General features: G+C 63.3%; 26 protein-coding genes and 1 tRNA gene. 25 read left to right on the top strand and 2 right to left on the bottom strand.

Translation table 11 applies throughout. From position 1 onward, the window contains the following. Window positions 1-6: 6 nt before the first annotated feature. On the bottom strand, window positions 7-852 hold the full coding sequence (locus AAG821_RS11540; protein ID WP_341912503.1) for a MoxR family ATPase: 846 nt from the start codon (window positions 850-852) through the stop codon (window positions 7-9). A 114-nt stretch (window positions 853-966) separates the two neighbouring features. Then, window positions 967-1,605 carry a MarR family transcriptional regulator gene (locus AAG821_RS11535; RefSeq protein ID WP_341912505.1) on the bottom strand — a complete coding sequence of 213 codons (639 nt, stop codon included), beginning with the start codon at window positions 1,603-1,605 and terminating at the stop codon, window positions 967-969. A gap of 156 nt (window positions 1,606-1,761) precedes the next feature. Here AAG821_RS11535 and AAG821_RS11530 point away from each other — a divergent pair, with 156 nt between their 5' ends. The 25 genes from AAG821_RS11530 to AAG821_RS11410 all read left to right on the top strand — a co-directional run. After that, window positions 1,762-2,688, top strand: a complete 927-nt coding sequence (locus AAG821_RS11530; RefSeq protein ID WP_341912507.1) for an RNA polymerase factor sigma-32 — start codon at window positions 1,762-1,764, stop codon at window positions 2,686-2,688. 104 nt (window positions 2,689-2,792) lie between these two features. Continuing rightward, window positions 2,793-2,869, top strand: a tRNA-Asp gene (locus AAG821_RS11525). Between the two features lie 274 nt (window positions 2,870-3,143). Further along, on the top strand, window positions 3,144-3,509 hold the full coding sequence (locus tag AAG821_RS11520; RefSeq protein WP_341912530.1) for an NADH-quinone oxidoreductase subunit A: 366 nt from the start codon (window positions 3,144-3,146) through the stop codon (window positions 3,507-3,509). Between the two features lie 8 nt (window positions 3,510-3,517). Beyond that, the gene (locus AAG821_RS11515) at window positions 3,518-4,063 is read left to right on the top strand and encodes an NADH-quinone oxidoreductase subunit B family protein (protein WP_341912508.1); all 546 of its coding nucleotides are present in this window, start codon (window positions 3,518-3,520) and stop codon (window positions 4,061-4,063) included. A 10-nt stretch (window positions 4,064-4,073) separates the two neighbouring features. Continuing rightward, window positions 4,074-4,712 (top strand): NADH-quinone oxidoreductase subunit C, encoded by a 639-nt coding sequence (locus AAG821_RS11510; protein ID WP_341912511.1) that lies wholly within the window; start codon window positions 4,074-4,076, stop codon window positions 4,710-4,712. Window position 4,713: 1 nt separating this feature from the next. After that, window positions 4,714-5,892 (top strand): NADH-quinone oxidoreductase subunit D, encoded by a 1,179-nt coding sequence (locus AAG821_RS11505; RefSeq protein ID WP_341912513.1) that lies wholly within the window; start codon window positions 4,714-4,716, stop codon window positions 5,890-5,892. Continuing rightward, window positions 5,889-6,527, top strand: coding sequence for an NADH-quinone oxidoreductase subunit NuoE (gene nuoE, locus AAG821_RS11500; RefSeq protein ID WP_341912515.1), 639 nt, complete (start codon window positions 5,889-5,891; stop codon window positions 6,525-6,527). Before AAG821_RS11505 ends, nuoE begins: the two co-directional genes overlap by 4 nt. A 14-nt stretch (window positions 6,528-6,541) precedes the next feature. Beyond that, window positions 6,542-7,840, top strand: a complete 1,299-nt coding sequence (gene nuoF, locus AAG821_RS11495; RefSeq protein WP_341912517.1) for an NADH-quinone oxidoreductase subunit NuoF — start codon at window positions 6,542-6,544, stop codon at window positions 7,838-7,840. Between the two features lie 18 nt (window positions 7,841-7,858). After that, window positions 7,859-9,925, top strand: coding sequence for an NADH-quinone oxidoreductase subunit NuoG (gene nuoG, locus AAG821_RS11490; RefSeq protein ID WP_341912519.1), 2,067 nt, complete (start codon window positions 7,859-7,861; stop codon window positions 9,923-9,925). Beyond that, the gene (nuoH, locus tag AAG821_RS11485) at window positions 9,918-10,949 is read left to right on the top strand and encodes an NADH-quinone oxidoreductase subunit NuoH (protein ID WP_341912521.1); all 1,032 of its coding nucleotides are present in this window, start codon (window positions 9,918-9,920) and stop codon (window positions 10,947-10,949) included. The genes nuoG and nuoH overlap by 8 nt, the downstream gene beginning before the upstream one ends. Window positions 10,950-10,952: 3 nt before the next feature. Next, entirely contained in the window at window positions 10,953-11,441 is a 489-nt protein-coding gene (gene nuoI, locus AAG821_RS11480) for an NADH-quinone oxidoreductase subunit NuoI (protein WP_341912522.1), read from the top strand. Window positions 11,442-11,467: 26 nt separating this feature from the next. Next, the gene (locus AAG821_RS11475) at window positions 11,468-12,082 is read left to right on the top strand and encodes an NADH-quinone oxidoreductase subunit J (protein WP_341912524.1); all 615 of its coding nucleotides are present in this window, start codon (window positions 11,468-11,470) and stop codon (window positions 12,080-12,082) included. A gap of 2 nt (window positions 12,083-12,084) precedes the next feature. Next, entirely contained in the window at window positions 12,085-12,393 is a 309-nt protein-coding gene (nuoK, locus tag AAG821_RS11470; RefSeq protein ID WP_341894115.1) for an NADH-quinone oxidoreductase subunit NuoK, read from the top strand. Window positions 12,394-12,406: 13 nt separating this feature from the next. Next, window positions 12,407-14,335: an NADH-quinone oxidoreductase subunit L gene (nuoL, locus tag AAG821_RS11465; protein ID WP_341912532.1), complete on the top strand. Its 1,929-nt coding sequence runs from the start codon at window positions 12,407-12,409 to the stop codon at window positions 14,333-14,335. 4 nt (window positions 14,336-14,339) lie between these two features. Continuing rightward, window positions 14,340-15,854 (top strand): NADH-quinone oxidoreductase subunit M, encoded by a 1,515-nt coding sequence (locus AAG821_RS11460; protein ID WP_341912526.1) that lies wholly within the window; start codon window positions 14,340-14,342, stop codon window positions 15,852-15,854. 11 nt (window positions 15,855-15,865) lie between these two features. Next, window positions 15,866-17,311, top strand: a complete 1,446-nt coding sequence (gene nuoN, locus AAG821_RS11455; RefSeq protein ID WP_341916282.1) for an NADH-quinone oxidoreductase subunit NuoN — start codon at window positions 15,866-15,868, stop codon at window positions 17,309-17,311. A 24-nt stretch (window positions 17,312-17,335) separates the two neighbouring features. Further along, a complete protein-coding gene (locus tag AAG821_RS11450; RefSeq protein WP_341914218.1) occupies window positions 17,336-18,070 on the top strand; it encodes a biotin--[acetyl-CoA-carboxylase] ligase in 735 nt (244 codons plus the stop codon). Between the two features lie 12 nt (window positions 18,071-18,082). After that, complete coding sequence (locus AAG821_RS11445) at window positions 18,083-18,850, top strand: type III pantothenate kinase (protein ID WP_341914220.1); 768 nt, start codon at window positions 18,083-18,085, stop codon at window positions 18,848-18,850. 3 nt (window positions 18,851-18,853) lie between these two features. Next, window positions 18,854-19,570: a hypothetical protein gene (locus tag AAG821_RS11440; RefSeq protein ID WP_341914222.1), complete on the top strand. Its 717-nt coding sequence runs from the start codon at window positions 18,854-18,856 to the stop codon at window positions 19,568-19,570. 7 nt (window positions 19,571-19,577) lie between these two features. Next, complete coding sequence (locus AAG821_RS11435; RefSeq protein ID WP_341914224.1) at window positions 19,578-21,239, top strand: ribonuclease J; 1,662 nt, start codon at window positions 19,578-19,580, stop codon at window positions 21,237-21,239. A gap of 111 nt (window positions 21,240-21,350) precedes the next feature. Further along, the gene (gene mce / locus AAG821_RS11430) at window positions 21,351-21,755 is read left to right on the top strand and encodes a methylmalonyl-CoA epimerase (protein ID WP_341914226.1); all 405 of its coding nucleotides are present in this window, start codon (window positions 21,351-21,353) and stop codon (window positions 21,753-21,755) included. A 19-nt stretch (window positions 21,756-21,774) separates the two neighbouring features. Next, the gene (locus AAG821_RS11425) at window positions 21,775-22,038 is read left to right on the top strand and encodes a DUF1467 family protein (protein WP_341914227.1); all 264 of its coding nucleotides are present in this window, start codon (window positions 21,775-21,777) and stop codon (window positions 22,036-22,038) included. Window positions 22,039-22,380: 342 nt separating this feature from the next. Then, window positions 22,381-22,923 (top strand): hypothetical protein, encoded by a 543-nt coding sequence (locus tag AAG821_RS11420; protein WP_341914229.1) that lies wholly within the window; start codon window positions 22,381-22,383, stop codon window positions 22,921-22,923. A 106-nt stretch (window positions 22,924-23,029) separates the two neighbouring features. After that, window positions 23,030-24,355, top strand: a complete 1,326-nt coding sequence (gene proS / locus AAG821_RS11415) for a proline--tRNA ligase (RefSeq protein WP_341914231.1) — start codon at window positions 23,030-23,032, stop codon at window positions 24,353-24,355. A gap of 17 nt (window positions 24,356-24,372) precedes the next feature. Next, on the top strand, window positions 24,373-24,962 hold a 590-nt coding region (locus AAG821_RS11410; RefSeq protein WP_341916281.1), incomplete at its 3' end, for an ABC transporter permease.

The raw sequence follows: 24,962 nt of genomic DNA, 5'->3' as shown, positions 1-24,962 counted from the left end.
TAAGGCTTAGTTCCGTTCACGGCGGGCAATGAAGGCCAGTCGTTCGAACAGATGCACATCCTGCTCGTTCTTCAACAGTGCGCCGGCCAGCGGCGGGATCAGCTTGCCCTGGTCCTTGGTGCGCAGCGCATCGGCCGGCAGGTCTTCGGCCATCAGCAGCTTGAGCCAGTCGAGCAGCTCCGAGGTGGAGGGCTTTTTCTTCAGGCCGGGCGTCTCGCGGATGTCGTAGAACACATTCAGCGCATCGCGCACCAGGTTCTTCTGCACGCCGGGATAATGCACCTCGATGATCTCTTCCATCGTCTCGCGCTCGGGGAAGCGGATGTAGTGGAAGAAGCAGCGGCGCAGGAAGGCGTCGGGCAGTTCCTTTTCGTTGTTCGAGGTGATGATCATGATCGGGCGCACGGTCGCCTTCACCGTCTCGTTCGTCTCGTAGACAAAGAATTCCATGCGATCGAGTTCGAGCAGCAGGTCGTTGGGGAATTCGATATCGGCCTTGTCGATTTCGTCGATCAGCAGCACCGGCCGCTGCGGCGCCGTGAAGGCATCCCACAGCTTGCCTTTCTTGATGTAGTTGCGGATGTCCTTGACGCGCTCGTCGCCCAGCTGGCTGTCGCGCAGGCGCGACACGGCGTCGTATTCATACAGGCCCTGCTGCGCCTTGGTGGTCGACTTCACATGCCAGGTGAGGAGCGGGGCGTTCAGCGCCTTGGCGATCTCGATGGCCAGCACGGTCTTGCCGGTGCCCGGCTCGCCCTTCACCAGCAATGGCCGCTCCAGCGTGATGGCGGCATTCACCGCCACCTTGAGGTCGTTGGTGGCGACATAGGACTCGGTACCAGTGAACTTCATTGCGGGCTTCCCGGATTCTGCAAAGGACTGCGGATGGGGAAGACGCTAGGTCGCCACCCCGCGCTTCGCAAGCCGTGACGTTACGTCAACGGCGGCCGGCAACGGCAGGACCGCCTAATTGGTGGTCTTGTAGTTGATGCAGATCTTGGTTTTTTCGGCGGTATCGACCGCTTCGCCGGTATTGCCGCAGGTGCCGCCGGTCAGGTCGGTCACGGACTGGCTGTTCACGCAGAACAGCGAGCAGTCCTGGCAGACGCCGAATTCGTTGATCTGGTTGCGGCTTTGCAGGTCGTGCAGCAGGCGGGTCAGGCCCTTCACCATCTGGATGCCAAGCTCGTCGGCGATTTCCAGCGTCGCCTGTTCCAGCGTCTGCATCGGATCCTTGGCCAGCATGGCCTGGCCGGCCTCGGTGAGGCAGAGATCGACCTGGCGGCGGTCCTCAGTTTTCTTGCAGCGGGTGATCAGGCCCTTGGATTCGAGGGCAATCAGGGTCTGGGAGACGGTCCCCTTGGTGGCGCCGAGATAGTCGGCCAGTGCGGTGGGGGAGCGGGAATACTTGTTGGCCTGGGCGATAAAGCGCAAGGCTTCCCATTGGGCGGGGTTCAGGCCATTGGCGAACTGCAGCTCGCGCGTCAGCCGCCCGAGGCGATCAAGCAGGATGATAACCCTTTGCGCCAGCGCGGTTTTTTCGCTTTGGCCGGGGCCTATGCCGGTTGTTTCGGCCAGGGCGTGAAGGGGATCGGTGATCGGCATCACAGTTTTGTTTCGACTCGCTAATACCCCTTGCCGGTGGAGCAAGGTGAGGCGTATCGTTTGATTGTATCGACACGATACTAACAACGCTTCGCCCAGCCAGCAGTCTGAGGAACCTAGTGCAGGACCGGGCGAAAGTCGATGGAGGACATACAAATGGCCATCGCATCAGCTCCCCGGACCCTGGACACCGCCGACCGGCGCTACCTGTCCACCGTCATGACCAAAGCCATGCTGACAGAGGAAGAGGAATTACACCTCGCCCGTCGCTGGCGCGTTGATGGAGATCAAAAGGCAATGCAGAAGCTGGTAACGGCCTATCTGCGCCTGGTGGTCGCCACCTCGACCCGTTTCCGCAATTACGGCCTGGCGATGCCCGACCTGATCCAGGAAGGCAATATCGGCCTGATGCTGGCGGTGAACCGTTTCGACCCCGAGCGCGGCGTGCGCTTTTCCACCTATGCGTCCTGGTGGATCCGCTCGTCGATCCAGGAATATGTGTTGCGCAACTGGTCGATCGTGCGCTCCGGCACCTCGGCCGGCCAGAAGGCGCTGTTTTTCAATCTGCGCTGGCTGCGTGCCAAGCTGGAGCGGGCTGGCGGCGGCACGCTGACGCTGGACAATGCCACCCGCGATGAAATCGCCACGGCGCTCAAGGTGTCGCCGAAGGACGTGACCAACATGGCCGAGCGCCTGTCGGCCCGCGACCATTCGTTGAACGAGACCGTGGGCGGCGAGGAGGGCGGCGACGCCTTCCAGGACTTCCTGGTCGATCCGGGCCCTAACCCTGAGGAAATCGTCACCACCAAGATGGATGGCGGTTTGCGGCGGGAATGGCTGACGGAATCGCTCAAGGAGCTGAATGCGCGCGAGCAGATGATCATCGTCGAACGCATGCTGACCGACGAGAAGGCCACCCTGGAAGAACTGGGCGGCAAGCTCGGCGTCACCAAGGAACGCGTGCGCCAGATCGAGACCAAGGCCTTCCGCAAGCTGCAGAATGCCGTGCACCGCAAGGCCAAGCTGGCCGGCGAGAAGCTGGCCCCGATGCTGGACGATATGAGCCATTTGGCGCCCGCCTGAATTTAGGCAGGCACTAGGGTTGCAAGTGTTTGCAGGCGTGGCCGGAATATCGGCCACGCCTGCTTGACATCGGGGGTGGCGAAGGGTAAACCGCCTGCCGCCGCGGGGGTGTAGCTCAGTTGGTTAGAGCGCCGGCCTGTCACGCCGGAGGTCGCGGGTTCAAGTCCCGTCACTCTCGCCATTTTCCCCGCGGGCACCTTTCCTGAAAATCCGATCGCTGTGCCTGCCTGTCCGGGTCGCCCGAATCCGTGCCTTCGTACACGGAGCGATTCGCCGCAAAACCCTCTCGCGAGTGATTCTCAAAAAGCCGAAAATTGGTTTTTGGCCGGCCACTTGCGGCTTTTTTGCCGCACGGGCACGTGTTGCGGCGCGGCACGGAACCGGCTAGAACAGCCCGGAACTCGGGTGGGGTGGGACCGGCCCGGGCAGAACGCTTTTTTCGGAGGGGAATGACCGTGGACGCCCTGCTACGGGAATATCTGCCGATCCTGCTTTTCCTTGGCCTGGCCATCGCGCTGGCCGTGATTCTGGCCCTGCTGCCCTTTGTGGCAGCCAAGCGCGCGCCGGACCCCGAGAAGAATTCCACTTACGAGTGCGGCTTTGAGCCCTTCGGTGACTCGCGCAAGCAGTTCGATGTGCGCTTCTACCTCGTCGCCATTCTTTTCATCATCTTCGACCTGGAAGTGGCCTTCCTGTTCCCCTGGGCGATCAGCCTGGGCGAGATCGGCGTTTATGGCTTCTGGTCGATGATGGTCTTCCTCGGAATCCTCACCATCGGCTTCATCTACGAATGGAAGAAGGGGGCGCTGGAGTGGGAATGAGCAACGCCATGCAGACGACCGCCCCGAAAACCGATACCGCCCTGCAGTTGGGGTCGGACCAGGACAGCTTCTACAAGGATCTGTCCGATGAACTGGCCGACAAGGGCGTGGTGATTTCCTCGCTCGACAAGCTGGCCAACTGGGCCCGCACCGGCTCGCTCTGGCCGATGACCTTCGGTCTGGCCTGCTGCGGCGTCGAGATGATCCATGCCTATATGGCGCGCTACGATCTCGACCGCTTCGGCTCGATGCCGCGGGCCTCGCCCCGCCAGTCGGATGTGATGATCGTCGCCGGCACCCTGACCAACAAGATGGCGCCGGCCCTGCGCAAGCTCTACGACCAGATGGCCGAGCCGCGCTATGTGATCTCGATGGGCAGCTGCGCCAATGGCGGCGGCTATTATCACTATTCCTATTCGGTGGTGCGCGGTTGCGACCGCATCGTGCCGGTCGACGTTTATGTCCCCGGTTGCCCGCCGACCGCCGAAGCGCTGGTCTACGGTCTTCTGCAGCTGCAGAAGAAGATCTGGCGTACCGGCACGATTGCCCGCTGAGGGACGCGACATGACCGACAGCAAGGCAATCTTGCGCGAACAGGAACAGGCGCTGCGCGACCTGGCCGACCACCTCTCAGCCGGCCTCGGCGCCGATCTGCTGGAGAGCAGCATCGCCCTGGGCGAGCTGACCATCCAGGTGCCGGCCGAGCGTATCGTGAAGGTGCTCACTTTCCTGCGCGATGACGGCAACTGCCAGTTCACCGAGCTGGTCGATCTCACCGGCCTCGACTGGCCGGAGCGGGCCAAGCGTTTCGATGTCGTCTATCACCTGCTCAGCATGAAGCTGAACCAGCGCATCCGCATCAAGGCGCAGACCGACGAAGAGACGCCGGTGCCGTCCGCCGTTGGTGTCTATTCCGCCGCCAACTGGTTCGAGCGCGAGACCTGGGACATGTATGGCGTGATGTTCGCCGGCCATCCCGACCTGCGCCGCATCCTGTCGGATTACGGTTTCGAAGGGCATCCGCTGCGCAAGGATTTCCCGCTCACCGGCTATGTCGAAGTGCGCTACGACGAGGCGCAGAAGCGCGTGGTGTACGAGCCCGTGCAGCTGACCCAGGAATTCCGCCGCTTCGATTTCATGAGCCCGTGGGAAGGCGCGAAATACGTGCTGCCGGGCGACGAAAAGGCCGAGGGGCAGAAGTAACATGGCCGAAGTCACAATCGCCAACTACATGGTCAACTTCGGGCCGCAGCATCCGGCGGCCCATGGCGTGCTGCGCCTGGTGATGGAACTCGACGGCGAGATCGTCGAACGCTGCGATCCGCATATCGGCCTGCTGCATCGCGGCACCGAGAAGCTGATCGAGCACAAGACCTATCTGCAGGCGGTGCCGTATTTCGACCGCCTCGATTATGTCGCGCCGATGAACCAGGAGCATGCCTTCGCGCTGGCCACCGAGCGTCTGCTCGGCCTGGAAGTGCCGGCGCGCGGCCAGGCGGTGCGCGTGCTGTTCGCCGAGATCGGCCGTCTGCTCAATCATCTGCTGAACGTGACCACTCATGCTCTCGATTGCGGCGCCATGACGCCGGCGCTCTGGGGCTTCGAGGAGCGCGAGAAGCTGATGGAATTCTACGAGGGCGTATCCGGCGCCCGCATGCACGCGGCGTATTTCCGTCCCGGCGGCGTGCATCAGGACATGCCCAAGGGCATGGACGAGGCCATCGTCAATTACCTGCCGCGCATGCTGAAGGTGATCGACGACATTGAAGGCCTGCTGACCGAGAACCGCATCTATCGCCAGCGCAATGTCGATATCGGCGTGATCGATGCCAAGGATGCGATGGACTGGAGCTTCTCCGGCGTCATGCTGCGCGGCTCGGGCGTCGCCTGGGATCTGCGCAAGTCGCAGCCCTATGATGGCTACGAGAAATATGACTTCGACATTCCCGTCGGCAAGAACGGCGACTGCTTCGACCGTTATCTCTGCCGCATCGAGGAAATGCGCCAGAGCGCGCGCATCATCGAGCAGGTGGTCGCCAATATGCCGACCGGCCCGATTGCGTCTGATGATCGCAAGGTGGTGCCGCCCAAGCGTGGCGAGATGAAGCGCTCGATGGAAGCGCTGATCCACCACTTCAAGCTCTACACCGAAGGCTATCATGTGCCCGAGGGCGAGGCTTATGCCGCCGTCGAGGCGCCGAAGGGCGAGTTCGGCGTGTATCTGGTGTCGGACGGCTCGAACAAGCCGTATCGCTGCCGCATCCGCGCCCCGGGCTTCCCGCATCTGCAGGCCACCGACTTCCTGTCGAAGGGCTACATGCTGGCCGATGCCGTCTCCATCGTCGGCAACATGGATATCGTGTTCGGAGAGATCGACCGATGAGTGGCGTCCATATCGCACCGCCCGAGCAGCAGCCGGCCAGCTTCGCCTTCACGGCGGAGAATCTGGAACTGGCGAAGAAGCATATCGCCAAGTACCCGGCCGGCCGCCAGCAGAGCGCGGTGATGCCGTTGCTGGATATCGCGCAGCGCCAGCATGACAACTGGGTGCCGCAGGCGGCTATCCGTCATATCGCCGAGATGCTGGGCATGGCGCCGATCCGCGTGCTGGAAGTCGCCAGCTTCTACACGATGTACAATCTCGCGCCGGTGGGAAAACACTTCATCCAGGTCTGCACCACCACGCCCTGCTGGCTCGCCGGCTCGGACAAGGTGGTGAGCGCCTGCAAGAAGCATCTTGGCCTCAATCCGGGCGAGACCTCGGCCGATGGCCAGTTCACCGTGATCGAGGTGGAATGCCTCGGCGCCTGCGTGAATGCGCCGATGCTGCAGCTGGGCGACGATTTCTACGAGGATCTCACCGAGGAAAGCACCGGCAAGATTCTCGAGGCGCTGAAGCGCGGCGAGACACCGAAGCCCGGCCCGCAGAGCGGCCGGCTTTCGTCGGAGCCGCATGGCGGCGCCACCACCCTGACCACCTTCAATCCTGCCGGTGCCGCCGGCGGGAATGACGACTGAGGCGGAGCCGGATCATGCTTCAGGATAAAGACCGCATCTTTACCAATCTCTACGGCCAGCAGTCGTGGCGCCTTGAGGCTGCCCGCAAGCGTGGCGACTGGGACAACACCAAGGCCATCCTCGACAAGGGCCAGGACTGGATCATCGAGGAGATGAAGAAGTCGGCCCTGCGCGGTCGCGGCGGCGCCGGTTTCCCGACCGGGCTGAAATGGTCGTTCATGCCCAAGCAGTCCGATGGCCGTCCGAGCTATCTCGTCGTCAATGCCGACGAGGGCGAGCCGGGTACGTGCAAGGACCGCGACATGATGCGGCACGATCCGCACAAGCTGGTCGAGGGCTGCCTGGTCGCCGGCTTCGCCATGCGTGCGGTCGCTGCCTATATCTACATCCGCGGTGAATTCTATCGCGAGGCCGAGAACCTGCAGGGTGCCATCGACGAGGCCTATGCGGCCGGTCTGATCGGCGATAACGCCTGCGGCAGCGGCTACAAGTTCGATGTCTATGTGCATCGTGGCGCCGGCGCCTATATCTGTGGCGAGGAAACCGCGCTGATCGAAAGCCTGGAAGGCAAGAAGGGCCAGCCGCGCCTGAAGCCGCCATTCCCGGCCAATATGGGCGTCTGGGGCTGCCCGACCACGGTGAACAATGTCGAGAGCATCGCGGTGGCGCCGACCATCCTGCGCCGCGGTGGCGAGTGGTTTGCCGGCCTGGGCCGTCCGAACAACACCGGCACCAAGGTCTTCTGCATTTCCGGCCATGTGAACAAGCCGTGCAATGTCGAAGAAGAGATGGGCATTCCACTGAAAGAGCTGATCGAGAAGCATGCCGGTGGCGTGCGCGGCGGCTGGGACAATCTGCTGGCGGTGATCCCGGGCGGTTCTTCCGTGCCGCTGCTGCCCAAGGCGATCTGCGACGACGTGCTGATGGATTTCGACAGTCTGCGCGCCCAGCGTTCGGGCCTTGGCACCGCGGCCGTGATCGTGATGGACAAGAGCACCGATGTGGTGCGTGCCATCGCGCGGCTGTCCAAGTTCTACAAGCATGAATCCTGCGGCCAGTGCACGCCGTGCCGCGAAGGCACCGGCTGGATGTGGCGCGTGATGGAGCGTCTCGTGCAGGGCAAGGCCGAGCGCCGCGAGATCGACATGCTGCTCGAAGTCACCACGCAGGTGGAAGGCCACACGATCTGCGCCCTCGGCGATGCCGCGGCGTGGCCGATCCAGGGCCTGATCCGGCATTTCCGCGGCGAGATCGAACGCCGCATCGACGCGTATCACTCGGGCTCGCCGGTCATGCCGGCGGCGGCCGAGTAGGCGGGGGAAGGCGAAGCAATGCCCACGTTGACCATCGACGGCATTCAGGTAACGGTCGAGCCGGGCACCACCGTGCTGCAGGCCTGCGAGCTTGCCGGCAAGGAAATCCCGCGCTTCTGCTACCACGAGCGCCTCACCATCGCCGGCAACTGCCGCATGTGCCTGGTCGAGCAGGAGAAGGCGCCGAAGCCGATTGCTTCCTGCGCCATGCCGGCCGCCGACAACATGGTGATCAAGACCGACACGCCGATGGTCAAGAAGGCCCGCGAAGGCGTGATGGAATTCCTGCTGATCAACCATCCGCTGGATTGCCCGATCTGCGACCAGGGTGGCGAATGCGACCTGCAGGACCAGTCGATGGGCTACGGCAAGGGCGCCTCGCGTTACGACGAGAACAAGCGCGCGGTGAACGACAAGTATATGGGTCCGCTGGTCGAGACGGTGATGACCCGCTGCATCCATTGCACCCGCTGCGTGCGCTTTGCGCAGGAAGTGGCCGGCGTGCCGGAACTCGGCGCCATCGGCCGCGGCGAAGACATGCAGATCACCACCTATCTCGAGCAGGCGATGACGTCGGAGCTGTCCGGCAACGTGATCGATCTCTGCCCGGTGGGTGCGCTCACCTCCAAGCCCTATGCCTTCACGGCGCGGGCCTGGGAATTGCGCAAGACCGAGACCATCGATGCGATGGATGCGGTTGGCGCCAATATCCGCGTCGATGTGCGCGGCCGCGAAGTGATGCGCGTGCTGCCGCGCGTGAACGAAGACGTCAACGAGGAATGGCTGTCGGACAAAAGCCGCTTCGCCTATGACGGCCTCAAGACCCGCCGCCTCGACCGCCCCTATGTCCGCAAGAACGGCAAGCTGCAGGAAGCCACCTGGAACGAGGCCTTCGCTGCCGTTGCCGCCGGCCTGAAGGGCCTGCAGGGCAGCCAGATCGCCGCCATCGCCGGCGATCTCGCCTGCGCCGAAAGCGTCACGGCGCTGAAAGACCTGATGGAGAAGCTGGGCTCGCCCAATCTCGATTGCCGCCAGGATGGCGCGAAGATCGATGCGTCGACCCGCGCCGGCTATATCTTCAACAGCGGCATTGCCGGCATCGAAGAGGCCGATGCGATCCTGATCGTCGGCAGCAATCCGCGCCGCGAAGCCGCCCTGATCAATGCCCGTATCCGCAAGCGCTCGCTCACCGGCAAGGTGAAGATCGCGCTGATCAGCAGCGAGCAGCCGCAGCTCACTTACAAGTATGACTATCTCGGCGCCGGCCCTGCGACCCTGAAGGATATCGCCGAAGGCCGCCATGCCTTTGCCGAAGTTCTGAAGGGCGCGCAGAAGCCGATGATCATTCTCGGCCAGGGCGCGATTGCCCGTGCCGACGGTGCCGCCGTGCTGGCGCTGGCCAAACTGGCGGCTGACACGCTCGGTCTGGTCAAGGATGGCTGGAACGGCTTCAACATGCTGCACACCGCTGCCGCCCGTGTCGGCGCGCTCGATCTGGGCTTCGTTCCCGGGCAGGGCGGCAAGGACGTTGCGGGCATTCTGGCCGCTGCGCAGGCCGGTGAGGTCAAAGCGGTCTATCTGCTTGGCGCCGACGAGATCGACACGACGAAGCTCGGTTCCGCCTTCGTGATCTATCAGGGCAGCCACGGCGATGCCGGTGCGAAGCGCGCCGATGTGATCCTGCCGGGCGCGGCCTATGTCGAGAAGGACGCCACCTGGGTGAACACCGAGGGGCGCGTGCAGCTCGGCCGTCGCGCCGCGGCACCGCCGGGTGATGCCCGCGAGGACTGGTCGATCATCCGCGCACTGTCCGAGCCGCTGGGCCACAAGCTGGCCTATGACAATCTCGGCATGCTGCGCCGGCGCATGCTGCAGCTGGCGCCGCATTTCTCGGCCGTCGACAAGCTGACGCCGGCCGCCTGGGGCGCCTTCGGCACTGCCGGTGCCGTCAGCGATGTGCCCTTCGTGTCGGCGGTGGCCGATTTCTACCTGACCAATCCGATCGCGCGGGCCTCCGCCACCATGGCCGAATGCTCCGCCATCGCACGCGGCATCACGCAGCCGAAGACGGGTACCCATGACTGAGTCGCTCTGGCAAACACTCTGGACCGGCTACGTCTTCCCGGGCGGCCTGATCCTCGTCCACATCCTGATGCTGACGGTGCCGCTGCTGATCGCGGTCGCCTATCTGACTCTGATGGAGCGCAAGGTGCTGGCGGCAATGTCGCTGCGCATGGGCCCCAACGTGGTCGGGCCCTTCGGCCTGCTGCAGCCGTTTGCCGATGCGGCCAAGCTGATCTTCAAGGAAACCATCATCCCGTCGGGCGCGAACAAGTTCCTGTTCATCGCCGCGCCCTGCATCACTTTCATCCTGGCGCTGATCGCCTGGGCGGTGATCCCGGTGGGCGAGGGACTGGTGATTGCCAACATCAATGTCGGCGTGCTGTATCTCTTTGCGATTTCCTCGCTCGGCGTCTACGGCATTATCATCGCCGGCTGGTCGTCGAATTCGCGCTACGCCTTCCTCGGCGCGCTGCGCTCCTCGGCGCAGATGGTGTCCTACGAAGTCTCGATGGGCTTTGTCATCATCTCGGTGCTGCTCTGCGTCGGCTCGCTGAACCTCAGCGCCATCGTGCAGGCCCAGAAGACAGTGTGGTTCGCCATCCCGCTGTTCCCGATGTTCATCGTCTTCTTCATCTCGGCCCTGGCCGAGACCAACCGGCATCCCTTCGATCTGCCGGAAGCTGAGGCCGAACTGGTCGCCGGCTATCAGGTCGAATATTCGTCGATGGCCTTTGCGCTGTTCTTCCTCGGCGAATACGCCAACATGATCCTGATGTCGGGTATGACCACGATCCTGTTCCTGGGCGGCTGGCTGCCGCCGCTCGACATCGCGCCGTTCAACTGGATTCCGGGCATCGTCTGGTTCTGCCTGAAGATCTTCGTGCTGCTGTTCGTCTTCATCTGGGTGCGCGCCACCGTGCCGCGCTATCGCTACGACCAGCTGATGCGTCTGGGCTGGAAGGTGTTCCTGCCGTTCTCTCTGTTCTGGGTGGTGCTGACCGCTGGCGTTCTGCTCGCCTTCGATCTGCTGCCGAAAGGGGTCTAGGCCATGGCTTTGCTCGATCGCGGCGCGCGTGCACTCTTCCTCTGGGAAGTGGTCAAGGGCCTCGGCCTGACCTTCTCCTACATGTTCAAGCCGCGCGCCACCGTGAACTATCCCTATGAAAAGGGCCCGCTCGGCCCGCGCTTCCGCGGCGAGCATGCGCTGCGCCGCTACGCCAATGGCGAAGAGCGCTGCATCGCCTGCAAGCTCTGCGAGGCGATCTGCCCGGCTCAGGCCATCACCATCGAGGCCGAGCCGCGCGATGACGGTTCGCGCCGCACCACGCGCTACGACATCGACATGACCAAGTGCATCTACTGCGGCTTCTGCCAGGAAGCCTGCCCGGTCGATGCCATTGTCGAGGGGCCGAATTTCGAATTCGCCACCGAGACGCGTGAAGAGCTGTTCTATGACAAGGCCAAGCTGCTCGCCAACGGCGAGCGCTGGGAATACGAGATTTCGCGGAACATCGCCGCGGACGCGCCGTACCGTTGAGCGCGCCGCAGGCGAGGGGGTAGACGATGATTATCCAGGCTCTGGCCTTCTATCTGTTCGCAGCCATCACCGTGGCCTCCGGCTTCATGGTGATTGCCTCGCGTAACCCGGTGCACAGCGTGCTGTTCCTGATCCTGGCCTTCTTCAATGCGGCCGGACTGTTCGTGCTGATGGGCGCCGAGTTCCTCGGCATGATCCTGGTGATCGTCTATGTCGGCGCCGTCGCCGTGCTGTTCCTGTTCGTTGTCATGATGCTCGACATCAACTTCGTCGAGCTGCGCCAGGGCTTTCTGCAGTATCTGCCGATCGGCGGCGTGATCGGCCTGATCCTGCTGGTTGAACTGGCGCTGGTGCTGGGCGGCTGGGTGCTGACGCCGGCGGCGCTGTCGGCCGGCACCGATCCGATCCCGCCGCTGGCCCAGACCACCAACACGCATGCGCTGGGTGCGGTGATCTACACGAAATACATCTACCTGTTCCAGGGCGCAGGCCTGATCCTGCTGGTTGCCATGATCGGCGCCATCGTGCTGACGCTCCGTTCGCGCCCCGGCGTGAAGCGCCAGAGCATCTCCGAGCAGGTCAATCGCCCGCGTGAAGACGCGGTGGAGATCAAGAAGGTCGAGACGGGGAAGGGTATCTGACCATGACCATCGGCCTTGGACACTATCTCACGGTTGCCGCGATCCTGTTCACGCTCGGGATCGTCGGCATCTTCCTGAACCGCAAGAACGTCATCGTCATCCTGATGTCGGTCGAGCTGATGCTGCTCGCCGTCAACATCAACCTGGTGGCGTTTTCCACCCACCTGAACGATCTGGTCGGGCAGGTGTTTGCGCTGTTCGTGCTGACCGTTGCCGCCGGCGAGGCCGCCATCGGCCTGGCGATCCTGGTGGTCTATTTCCGCAACCGCGGCACCATCGCGGTTGAAGACATCAATATGATGAAGGGCTGAGGCGGCGATGACGATGTACCATCTGATCGTTTTCCTGCCGCTGCTGGCTGCCATCATTGCCGGCCTGTTCGGCCGTCGCATCGGCGATGCGGCCTCCATGGCCGTGACCTGCGTGGCGGTGATCATTTCCGCCATTCTGTCCTGGGTCGCCTTCTACCTGGTGATCTCCAAGGGCATGGTCGTCACCGTCAAGGTGCTCGACTGGATCGACTCCGGCAGCTTCAGCGTCGACTGGGCGCTGAAGATCGACCAGCTCACCGCCGTCATGCTGGTGGTGGTCAACACCGTCTCGGCCGTGGTGCATGTCTACAGCGTCGGCTATATGAGCCACGATCCGCATCGCCCGCGCTTCTTCGCCTACCTGTCGCTGTTCACCTTCGCCATGCTGATGCTGATCACGGCAGACAACTTCGTGCAGCTCTATATGGGCTGGGAAGGCGTCGGCCTGGCTTCCTATCTGCTGATCGGTTTCTGGTATCACAAGCCGACCGCCAATGCGGCGGCCATCAAGGCCTTCGTGGTCAACCGCGTCGGCGATTTCGGCTTCGCGCTCGGCATCATGGCGCTGTTCCTCGCCACCAACTCGGTGAATTTCGACGCCGTGTTCGGTGCCGCCCCGGCGCTGGCCGGCAAGACCTTCCATTTCCTCTGGAAGGACTGGGATATCCTCACCGTCGCCACCTTCCTGCTGTTCCTCGGCGCCATGGGCAAGTCGGCCCAGCTCGGCCTGCACACCTGGCTGCCGGATGCGATGGAAGGCCCGACGCCGGTGTCGGCGCTGATCCATGCCGCGACCATGGTCACCGCCGGTGTCTTCATGGTGGCGCGCTGCTCGCCGCTGTTTGAATACGCGCCCGATACGCTCGCCATCGTCGCCGTGGTCGGCGCCAGCACCGCCTTCTTCGCCGCCACCGTCGGCCTGGCACAGAACGACATCAAGCGCGTGATCGCCTATTCGACCTGCTCGCAGCTCGGCTACATGTTCTTCGCGCTTGGCGTCTCGGCCTATCCGGCCGCGATCTTCCATCTCTTCACCCATGCCTTCTTCAAGGCGCTGCTGTTCCTCGGTGCCGGCTCGGTGATCCATGCCGTTGATGGCGAGCAGGACATGCGCCGCATGGGCGGGTTGTGGAAACACATCAAGGTCACCTATGTGATGATGTGGATCGGCAGCCTCGCGCTGGCCGGCTTCCCGATCTTTGCCGGCTATTATTCCAAGGACATGATCCTCGAAGTGGCCTATGCCGCCGGCGGGGTCGGGCAGTATGCCTATATCATGGGTATGGCGGCGGCGATCCTGACCGCCTTCTACTCCTGGCGCCTGCTGTTCATGACCTTCCATGGCAAGCCGCGGGCCGACCATCACGTGATGGAACACGTGCATGAAAGCCCGATGATCATGCTGGCGCCGCTCTTCGTGCTGGCGATCGGCGCGGTCTTTGCCGGCTTCGCCTTCCACGACGGTTTCATCGGCCATCACTGGAAAGACTTCTGGGGCAGCTCGATCCTGATCCTCGACACCCACAAGGCGATGGACGAGGCGCATAACGTGCCCTTCCTGGTCAAGGTCGGACCGATCATCGTCGGCATCATCGGCATCTTCATCGCCTGGATCGCCTATATCCGCGATACCGGCCTGCCGCATCGCGCCGCCGCCCAGCAGCCGCTGCTGTACAATTTCCTGCTCAACAAGTGGTATTTCGACGAGCTGTATGACCGCATCTTCGTGCGCCCGGCCTTCTGGCTCGGCCAGGTGCTGTGGAAGGGCGGCGATGGCAAGATCATCGATGGGCTGGGCCCCGATGGCTTTGCCGCCACCGTGATCCGGCTGGCCAAACGCGCCAGCATCCTGCAGACCGGCTATGTCTATCACTATGCCTTTGCCATGCTGATCGGCGTGGCGGCGCTGGTGACCTATTTCTTCAGTGCGATGGGGCACTAATCCGATGTCGAGCATGCCCTTGCTGTCGATCGTCACCTTCCTGCCGCTGGTCGGCGCCGCCTTCATTTTCCTGGCGCGCGGGCCAGAGGAGATCGTGGCCCGCAACGCCCGTTCGGTGGCGCTGTGGACCACCACGATCACCTTTGCCGTCTCGCTGCTGATCTGGCTGAATTTCGACAACAGCACGGCGGCCTTCCAGTTCGTTGAAAAGCACCAGTGGATCGGCGCCGGCATCAACTACCATATGGGTGTCGACGGCATTTCCATGCTGTTCGTCATCCTCACCACCTTCCTGATGCCGTTCTGCATCCTGGCCAGCTGGGAGGCCATCGAGCATCGCGTCAAGGAATACATGATCGCCTTCCTGGTCATGGAAACCCTGATGATCGGCGTGTTCTGCGCGCTGGATCTGGTGCTGTTCTACCTGATGTTCGAAGCCGGCCTGATCCCGATGTTCCTGATCATCGGTATCTGGGGCGGCAAGCGCCGCATCTATGCCAGCTTCAAGTTCTTCCTCTACACGCTGCTCGGCTCGGTGCTGCTGCTGCTGGCGCTGCTCTACATGTATTTCATCGCCGGCACGACCGACATCCCGAGCCTGATGAAGACCGGGCTGTTCTCAGGCCAAGCGCAGACCTGGCTGTGGCTCGCCTTCTTTGCCTCCTTTGCGGTGAAGATGCCGATGTGGCCGGTGCATACCTGGCTGCCCGATGCCCACGTGGAGGCGCCCACCGCCGGCTCGGTGATCCTGGCCGCCGTGCTGCTGAAGATGGGCGGCTACGGCTTCCTGCGTTTTTCGCTGCCGATGTTCCCGATTGCCTCGGAATACTTCGCGCCCTTCGTCTTCACCCTGTCGGTCGTCGCCATCGTCTATGCCTCGCTGGTGGCGCTGGTGCAGGAAGACATGAAGAAGCTGATCGCCTATTCCTCGGTGGCGCATATGGGCTTCGTCACCATGGGCATCTTCGCCTTCAACACCCAGGGCATCGAAGGCGCCATCTTCCAGATGCTGAGCCACGGCATCGTCTCCGGCGCTCTGTTCCTCTGCGTCGGCGTCGTCTACGACCGCCTGCATACCCGCGAGATCGCGCGCTATGGCGGCCTGGCCAACAACATGCCGAAATACGCGGCCGTCTTCATGCTGTTCACCATGGCCAATGTCGGCCTGCCGGGCACCGGCGGTTTCGTCGGCGAGCTGCTCACGCTGGTCGGTGCCTTCCAGGCCAACACCTGGGTGGCGCTGATCGCCACCTCGGGCGTGATCTTCGCCGCGGCCTATGCGCTGTATCTCTATCGTCGCGTGGTCTTCGGTGAACTGACCAAGTCCGACCTCAAGGCCATGCTCGACCTCACCCCGCGCGAGATCGCCATCTTCGCGCCGCTGGTGATCATGACGCTGTGGATGGGTATCTATCCCGCGCCGTTCTTTGACGTCATGGCCGCCTCGGTCAAGCATCTGCTCGACCAGCACCAGACCGCGCTCGCCGCCGCCAAGGCGATCGCGACCGCTGCCCGTTAGGAGTTTAGACCGTGACTCTGCCCGCCCTCGCGCCCGCCTATCCGGAACTCTGGCTCGCGCTGTCTGCCATGGCGCTGCTGATGCTCGGCGTCTTCAAGGGCGACGGCTCGACCCGCCTGGTCGCCTGGCTCAGCGTGGCGGCGCTTGCCGTCACCGTGCTGCTGGTGGTCATGCAGCCGGCCGCCACCGAGATCACCTTCGGCGGCCTGTTCATCGCCGATGGCTTCGGCCGTTTCGCCAAGGTGCTGATCCTGCTCGGCTCGGCTTTCGCCATCGTGCTGTCGCTCGGTTATATCCGCTACGAGCGCATGGAGCGTTTCGAATATCCGGTGCTGATCCTGCTGGCCACCACCGGCATGCTGATGATGGTCTCGTCCAACGACCTGATCGCGCTCTATCTCGGCCTCGAACTGCAGTCGCTGTCGCTGTATGTGCTGGCCGCCTTCAAGCGCGATTCCGGCCGTGCCACCGAGGCGGGCCTGAAGTATTTCGTGCTCGGCGCGCTGTCGTCCGGCATGCTGCTCTACGGCGCCTCGATGATCTACGGCTTTGCCGGCTCGACCAGTTTCCCGCTGATCGCCAAGGCGCTGGCCGGGGCGGGCGAGGGGCATACGTCCATCGGCTTGATCGTCGGCATCGTGTTCCTGTCGGCAGGTCTCGCCTTCAAGGTCTCGGCCGTGCCCTTCCATATGTGGACGCCCGACGTCTATGAGGGCGCGCCGACACCGGTGACCGCCTTCTTCGCCGTGGCGCCGAAGATCGCCGCCATGGCGCTGTTCGTGCGCGCCATCCTCACGCCATTCGGCGAAATCGCCCATGACTGGCAGCAGATCATCATCGTGGTCAGCGCGCTCAGCATGCTGCTGGGCGCCTTCGCCGCCATCGAGCAGACCAACATCAAGCGGCTGATGGCCTATTCCTCCATCGGCCATGTCGGCTATGCCCTGATCGGCCTGGCCTCGGGCACCGAGGAAGGCGTGCGCGGCATCCTGATCTATCTGGCGATCTATCTGGCCATGAATGTCGGCACCTTTGCCTGCATCCTCGCCATGCGCCAGAAGGACCAGATGGTGGAGGGCGTGAACGATCTCGCCGGTCTGGCCAAAACCCATCCGGGCATGGCGCTGCTGCTGGCCGCCTTCATGTTCTCGCTCGCCGGTGTGCCGCCGCTGGCCGGCTTCTTCGGCAAGTTCTACATCTTCATGGCCGCCATCAATGCCGGCCTCTATACGCTGGCGGTGATCGGCGTGCTCAGCTCGGTGGTGGGTGCCTATTACTACCTGCGCATCGTCAAGCTGATGTATTTCGACGAGGCGGCCGAACCGCTGGCCAAGCCGGTGCGCGGTGAACTCGGTGCGGTGATGACCGTGACCGGCCTGTTCACCATGCTGTTCTTCATCTGGCCGGCGCCGCTGCTGAACATGGCGGGCATCGCCGCCAAGGCCCTGTTCCCGTAAGCCGGTGGTGACCTGGCCCATTCGATGAAGTGGGACCTCCGGGCCTTCGACAGCCTCGACAGCACCAATGAGGAAATCCGCCGCCAGGCCGAGACCGGCGCGCCGGAGGGTCTCGCGGTGCTGGCGAAGCAGCAGACCGCCGGCCGTGGCCGTCGCGGTCGTGCCTGGGAGTCCCCGCCGGGCAATCTCTTCCTCTCGCTGCTGCTGCGCCCCAAAGCCTCGCCGGCCCAGGCCGCGACGATGTCTTTCCTCACCGCCATCGTGCTGGCCGAGGCGCTTGAACTGGCCGCACCCCAGCTGGGCCCGACGATCACCTGCAAATGGCCGAACGATGTGCTGGTGAATGGCGCCAAGATCGCCGGCATCCTGCTGGAATCGCGCACCGCTCCGGATGGCAACCTCGACTGGGTCACCGTCGGCATCGGTGTCAATCTCGCCTGGCATCCGGCCGAGACGCCCTATGCGGTCACCTCGCTCGCCGCCCATGGCACCAGCCTGTCGCCGCAGGATTTCGCGCCCTGGCTGCTGGCGCGCTACGGCTACTGGTATGGCCGCTGGCAGGCCGAAGGCTTTGCGCCGGTGCGTGCCGCCTGGCTGAAGCGGGCGCAGGGGCTTGGGTTGCCCGCCGTGGTGCGCCTGCCGGACCAGGAATTGCGCGGTGTCTTCGTCGCACTGGACGAAGGCGGCGCGCTTATACTGGAAATGCCCGACGGCCGGCGTCAGACTGTGACCGCCGGCGATGTGTTCCCGGCCGGCTGAAGAGGACGCGCCATGCTGCTCGCCATCAATGCCAACAACACCAACGTCAAGTTCGGCGTCATCGACGGCGACCGCATTGTCGGCGAATGGCGCCAGCATACCTCGGCCATGCGCACGGCGGATGAGCATGCCGTCTGGCTGCTGCAGCTGATGCAGATCGAGGGCATCAACCCGAAAAGCGTGCGCAGCGCCATCATCGCCAGCGTGGTGCCGCAGGCCACCTTCAACCTGCGCCGGCTCTGCACCCGCTATTTCGAGACCGAGCCGCTGGTGCTGGGCGAGCCCAATGTGAAATACGGCATCCAGATCAAGGGCGCCGGAGCCGGTGCCGACCGCATCTGCAACACCGTGGGCGCCAGCGTGCTGTTCCCCCAGACGCCGCTGATCGTGGTCGATTTCGGCACCGCCACCACCTTTGACGTGGTGGACGAGGAGGGCAGTTATTGCGGCGGCGTGATCGCGCCGGGCATCAACCTCTCCATCGAGGCGCTGGTGAGCGCCACGGCCCTGCTGCCGCGCATCGTGGTCGAGAAGCCGCAGAGCGTGATCGGCACCACCACGGTGGCCTGCATGCATTCCGGCGTGTTCTGGGGCTATGTCGGCCTGATCGACGGCATTGTCGGCCGCATCCGCGCCGAATTCGGCCGGCCGATGAAGGTGATCTCCACCGGTGGTTTGGCCCCGGTGTTTGACGGTTCCACCGACGTGATCGAGCAGAACGTGCCCGACATCACCGTGCGCGGCCTGATTGAGATCTACCGGCGTAGTACGCAGGCGTAGATCATGCGCTTTATGCTGCTTTTCTTGCTTGCCGTTACGGCATTGTCGGGTCAGGCACTGGCGTGGGAAGCGCGGCCAGTTTGTACACGGTACATACAGGATGCCCCTGATGCTCCCGCAGAAGTGAATGAGATTGCCAAGCAGTACGGCAATGGTGCCGCCATGATCTGCCGTAACCAGCAGGCTTGGCCTGTCAGCATCTTCTATTTTTCTCTATCCAAGATACAGAAAGGGCATTTCGGTGTTTGCAGTTTTGGTGTCAAGCAAGTGTTCGAGTATCAGACGCCAGCCGGTTTGAAGTTTGATTCCCCGCCACCCAATGACTACAGGTTACGGAGTTTTATGGCTCTTTCTGATGGGGATTGCCCTGCGCATGACCACGGAGATTATATCCTTACGGACTCTGTTACTGAGGGTATCTTTGTTGAATTCATGAAGGTCTGGTCGAGCATTCGGCAACAGAAGATAACTGACGACATGTTCATCGCCGATCGTAGTATGGTGGAGCCATATAAATCGATCGGATCGTTAAAGTCTTTTACAGAGACTGTTCAAAAATATGGCTCCCCACATCTGGAGTATTTCGGAAAACGGCATGTAAGCGCAGAGCCGTATTATCAGATCGGGTTTTATTTTTCGCGAGGGCCGGCGAACATTAAGGCGGACATTACCAGGGATGGACTGAAGATGTGGGACTTTGGCCGGTCTTTTGGCGATTGAGATAGAGATGTCAGTTCGCCTCAAAAAAGATAGCCTGTATTTCCTGCCGCTCGGTGGTGTGAACGAGATTGGGATGAATCTCAATCTCTATGGCTATAACGACCAGTGGATCATGGTCGATCTCGGCACCAGCTTCGCCGACGACGCCATGCCCGGCGTCGACATGGTGGTGCCCGATGTCACCTGGATCGCCGATCGCAAAGATCAGCTGCTCGGCATCGTGCTGACCCATGCCCATGAGGATCATCTCGGCGCCATCAGCCATTGCTGGGACGATCTGCAATGCCCCGTCTGGGCCACCGGCTTTGCCGCCAGCGTGCTGCGCCGCAAGCTGGCCGAGAAGGGCATGGTCGACGATGTGCCGCTGCATATCTACGAGCCGGGCGACCTGATCGAGCTGGGGCCTTTTAAGATCCGCTCGATGAACATCACCCATTCGACGCCGGAGAGTCAGGCGCTGGCCATCGAGACGCCGCGCGGCGTGGTGCTGCATACCGGCGACTGGAAGCTCGATCCGCGCCCGATGCTGGGGCCGAAGACCGAGATCGAGGCGCTGCGCGGCTATGGTGATCGCGGCGTGCTGGCGCTGGTCTGCGATAGCACCAATGTGTTCAGCCGCGGCACCTCGGGCTCCGAGGGCGAGGTGCATGACAGCCTGATCCCGCTGCTGCGCGACAAGCCGGGCCGCATCGCCGTCACCACCTTCTCATCGAATCTCGCCCGCCTGGAAACCCTGTTTGCCGTGGCGGTCGAACTCGGCCGCCATGTCTGCCTGATCGGCCGCTCGATGCACCGCTTCATCGCCGCGGCGCAGGAGAACGGCTATCTCAAGCATATCCCCAACCAGGTGGATGAACGCGAGGCCGGTTTCCTGCCGCGCGAGAAGATCATGTATATCTGCACCGGCTGCCAGGGCGAGCCGCGCGGCGCCATGGCCCGCATCGCCTTCGGCAGCCATCCCCATGTGGTGGTGTCGCCCGGCGATACCGTGGTGTTTTCCTCCAAGATCATTCCCGGCAACGAGCGCACGCTGTTCAAGCTGCATAATGAACTGGTGCTGAAAGGCATCGAGGTGATCACCGAGAAGGATGCTTTCGTGCATGTCTCGGGCCATCCCTCGCGCGACGAGCTGGCCGAGATGTATGCCATGGCCCGGCCGCAGATCGCCGTGCCGGTGCATGGCGAGCCGCGCCATCTGGTGGAACATGCGCGCTTTGCCCAGAGCCTGCAGGTGCCGCATGGCATCGTGCCGCGCAACGGCGACCTGATCCGGCTGGCACCGGGCGAGCCCGATGTGGTGGAGCAGGTGCCGGCCGGCCGGCTCGCCATCGACGGCGACGAACTGATCCCGATCCAGGGCGGCACCCTGCAGATGCGGCGCAAGCTGGCCTTCAACGGCTCGGTCACCGTCAGCCTGGCGGTCGACCGCGACGGGCTGCTGCTGGCGCCGCCGCAGGTCAGCATGGCGGGCGTGGTGAATTTCGAGCCCGACGAGGTGGATGCCGATATCGCCGAGGATATTGCCGATGCCATCGACAAGCTGCGCCCCGGGCCGCAGCGCGAGGATGCGGCGCTGGAGCAGGTGTCCCAGCGCGCCGTGCGCGCCTATCTGAAGGGCCTGAACGGCCGCAAGCCGGTGATCCAGGTGCATGTGCTGCGGCTGACGTAGCGACAGGCGTAGCTAAGTATCGGTGCCGTCTGCGACTTTAGGTCCGCTTGCCCGCCGCAGCATTCGGCCCCATATTGCGCTGCAGAAAAGACCAGCAGGGAATCCGTGTCCATGATCGGCCGCCTCAACCACGTTGCTATTGCCGTCCCCGACCTTGCCGCTGCCGCGGCCATGTACGCCGACACGCTGGGCGCCAAGGTCTCGGCGCCGCTGGCGCAGCCCGACCATGGCGTGACGGTGGTGTTCGTTGAACTGCCGAACACCAAGATCGAGCTGCTGCATCCGCTGGGCGAGAGCTCAACGATTGCCAAGTTCCTCGCCAACAATCCCTCGGGCGGCATGCATCATGTCTGCTACGAGGTGGAAGACATCATCGCCGCGCGCGACCGGCTGAAGGCGCAGGGCGCCCGCGTGCTGGGCGACGGCGAGCCGAAGATCGGTGCGCACGGCAAGCCGGTGCTGTTCCTGCATCCCAAGGATTTCGCCGGCACGCTGGTCGAGATCGAACAGGTCTGAGCCGGGCGGGGACTGAGTCATGAGTTGGTACAACAACCTCGTCGCCTTTGCGCTGATCTATATGCTCACGCTGTTCTGCGTGCTGCCGATCGGTGTGAAAACCGCGCAGGATGTCGGCGCAGAGGTTGAGCCCGGCCATGCCTCGTCGGCGCCGCTCAATCCGCGCATCGGCTTCAAGTTCCTGCTGACCTTCGCGATCAGCTGCGTGCTGTTCGGCGTCTATTACGTGGTCGGCACCTACGACCTGCTCGGCCTGAACGACCTGCTCGGCCGCCGCTTCTGAGCGGCTCGCCGGGCGCGGCGAGGCCCTGTTGTGGGCCAGATTTTCGGATAAGGACGGTTTTTAGTCAGTCTGCCCGGGCTAAGCCCTGGCGGGGGCGGGAAGCGATGAAATCGCTCTACCTGAGGCTGCAGTTTTGCGAAGGGGTATGCACAAAAAAGAAAGGAGCAAGGACATGCCTCGCTCCGGACCCCGTCTCGCACGGGTAAGTTTAAGCCTCCCCAGACTTGGGCCGCCTGTTACCAAGCGGTTGCGTATTTTCTATACCGAATGATGAAAGCGTTGTCATCCAAAAAGTTATGACCTCCTAACAAAATGGTAATAATGGCGGTGCAGGGTGCTCAAATGCTCCGGATTCCGACCACCTGCCTGCTCGGACTGCTGCTGCTACCCGTGGCGGCCATGGCCCAGACGGGTAGTCAGTCCACGAAACCCCCGCAAAAAGCCGCCGACTCGGTCAAACCCGCTGATTCAAAGGATCTGCCCGTGGTGGTCAGCCTCAACGCGGCGGACTGCCGCCGGCTGCTGGCCCAGCGGGGCATGGTCACCGCGCACCAGCCGGCACCGGATGTGAATTATCAGCCCGGCCGCGATGTCGATTCCAAGGGCCGCCCCATTGCCCCCGCCGACCTGCCGGGCAGCAATCCGCTGCCATTGGACGGCATGATCGACCTGCCGATCCGCATGCCGCTCTCGGGTCTGCCCGGGCTGCCGCAGGTCCCCACCGCGGTGAAAGAGGAATCCCGGCTCAGGATCGCCACGCTCAGCATCGATCCGATGAGCGGCAAGCTGGCCTTCAACGGCAAGCCGCTGGAGCCGCCGACCGAGGATGCGGTCGCCGTGGCCTGCCGGGAATACCTGGCCAAGCCGCCGGCCCAGAAGCGCTAGCCTCAAGCCATTGCCAGCGGGGGGCCATTGCAGCCGGGAAGGCTGGGCCTTAAAAACGCCCCATTATCCCGCCATCACCGCACGATCATTCAGGATAACCCACCCTATGCGGCTCAGCAGTTTCTTCCTGCCCGTTCTCAAGGAAAACCCCTCCGAAGCCCAGATCGTCAGCCACCGGCTTATGCTGCGCGCCGGCATGGTGCGCCAGACCGCCGCCGGCATCTATGCCTGGCTGCCGCTCGGCCATCGCGTGCTGAAGAAGATCGAGCAGATCGTGCGCGAGGAGCAGGACAATGCCGGCGCCCAGGAACTTCTCATGCCGACCATCCAGTCGGCCGAGCTGTGGCAGAAGAGCGGTCGTTACGAGGATTACGGCAAGGAGATGCTGCGCATCACCGACCGTCATGAGCGGCCGATGCTGTATGGCCCGACCAACGAGGAAATGCTGACCGACATCATCGCGACGGAATTCAAGAGCTATCGCGACCTGCCGAAGATCCTCTACCACATCCAGTGGAAATTCCGCGACGAGGTGCGCCCGCGCTTCGGCGTCATGCGCGGCCGCGAATTCCTGATGAAGGATGCCTATTCCTTCGATCTCGACCAGGCTGCCGCGCGCCGGTCCTACAACCGCATGTTCGTCGCCTATCTGCGCACCTTCGCCCGGCTCGGGCTGAAGGCGATCCCGATGCAGGCCGATACCGGGCCCATTGGTGGCGACCTCAGCCATGAATTCATCGTGCTGGCCGAGACCGGCGAGAGCGGCGTGTTCTGCGACAAGGCGCTGATCGAGCGTGACGTGCTGGGCGAGGGCGTGGATTACAACAGCGACCTGCAGCCCATCGTGGATTCCTGGACCGCGCCCTATGCGGCGACCGAGGAAAAGCACGATGCCGCCCGTTTTGAGGCGCTGCCCAAGGAACGCCAGGTGGCGGCCCGCGGTATCGAGGTCGGCCATATCTTCTATTTCGGCACCAAGTATTCCAAGCCGATGGGCGCTGTCGTGCAGGGTCCCGGTGGCGAGAGCATCACGCTGGAAATGGGTTCCTACGGCGTCGGCGTGTCGCGCCTGGTCGGCGGCATCATCGAGGCGAGCCATGACGAGGCCGGCATCATCTGGCCGATGAGCGTGGCGCCCTTCCATGTCGGCCTGATCAACCTCAAGGTCGGCGATGCCGATTGCGACGCGGCCTGCGAAGACCTCTATGCCAGGCTGAAGGCGGCCGGCTTCGACGTGCTGCTGGATGATCGCGACGAGCGCGCCGGTGCCAAATTCGCCACCATGGACCTGATCGGCCTGCCCTGGCAGGTGACGGTCGGCCCGCGCGGCGTGAAGGCCGGCACGGTGGAAGTGAAGAACCGCGCCAGCGGCGAAAAGCAGGAACTGTCGGTCGACGCCGCGCTGAACAAGCTTTCTGCCGCAAAAGTGTAACCAACTCCGGACATCGCATGCCCTTCTTTTCGCGTTTTGAATGGATGCTCGCCCTGCGGTATTTACGGGCGCGGCGGCAGGAGGGCTTCATCTCGGTGATCGCGATTTTCAGCTTCCTCGGCATCATGCTGGGGGTGGCGACGCTGATCATCGTGATGAGCGTGATGAACGGCTTCCGCGCCGAGCTGATGGGCCGCATCCTCGGCCTCAACGGCCATCTCACCATCCAGTCGGAAGCCGCCCCCATCCTGCGCGACTTTGAATTCGTCGCCGACACGGTGGGCAAGATGCCCGGCGTGGTGATGGCCAACCCGATCATCGAGGGCCAGGTGATGGCCACCGCCGACCGCGGTTCGTCCGGCGTCATGGTGCGTGGCGTGCGGCCGGAAGACCTGATGAAGGAAAGCGCGATTGCCAAGGGCATCCGCGAAGGCAGCATGCGCGACTTCCAGGGCGACGATGCCGCCATGATCGGCCACCGCCTGGCGCGCAAGCTGGGGCTGCGCGTCGGCGACCAGATCACCCTGATCTCGCCGCAGACCAATGCCACGCCGTTCGGCAGCGTGCCGCGCCTGGTGCGCTACCGCGTCGCCGCCATCTTCGATGT

This window comes from Ferrovibrio terrae (genome assembly GCF_943372915.1).
Lineage (GTDB): Bacteria > Pseudomonadota > Alphaproteobacteria > Ferrovibrionales > Ferrovibrionaceae > Ferrovibrio > Ferrovibrio terrae_A.
Note: the sequence above shows the minus strand (reverse complement) of the source record. Positions and strands in the feature narration are given on the sequence as shown.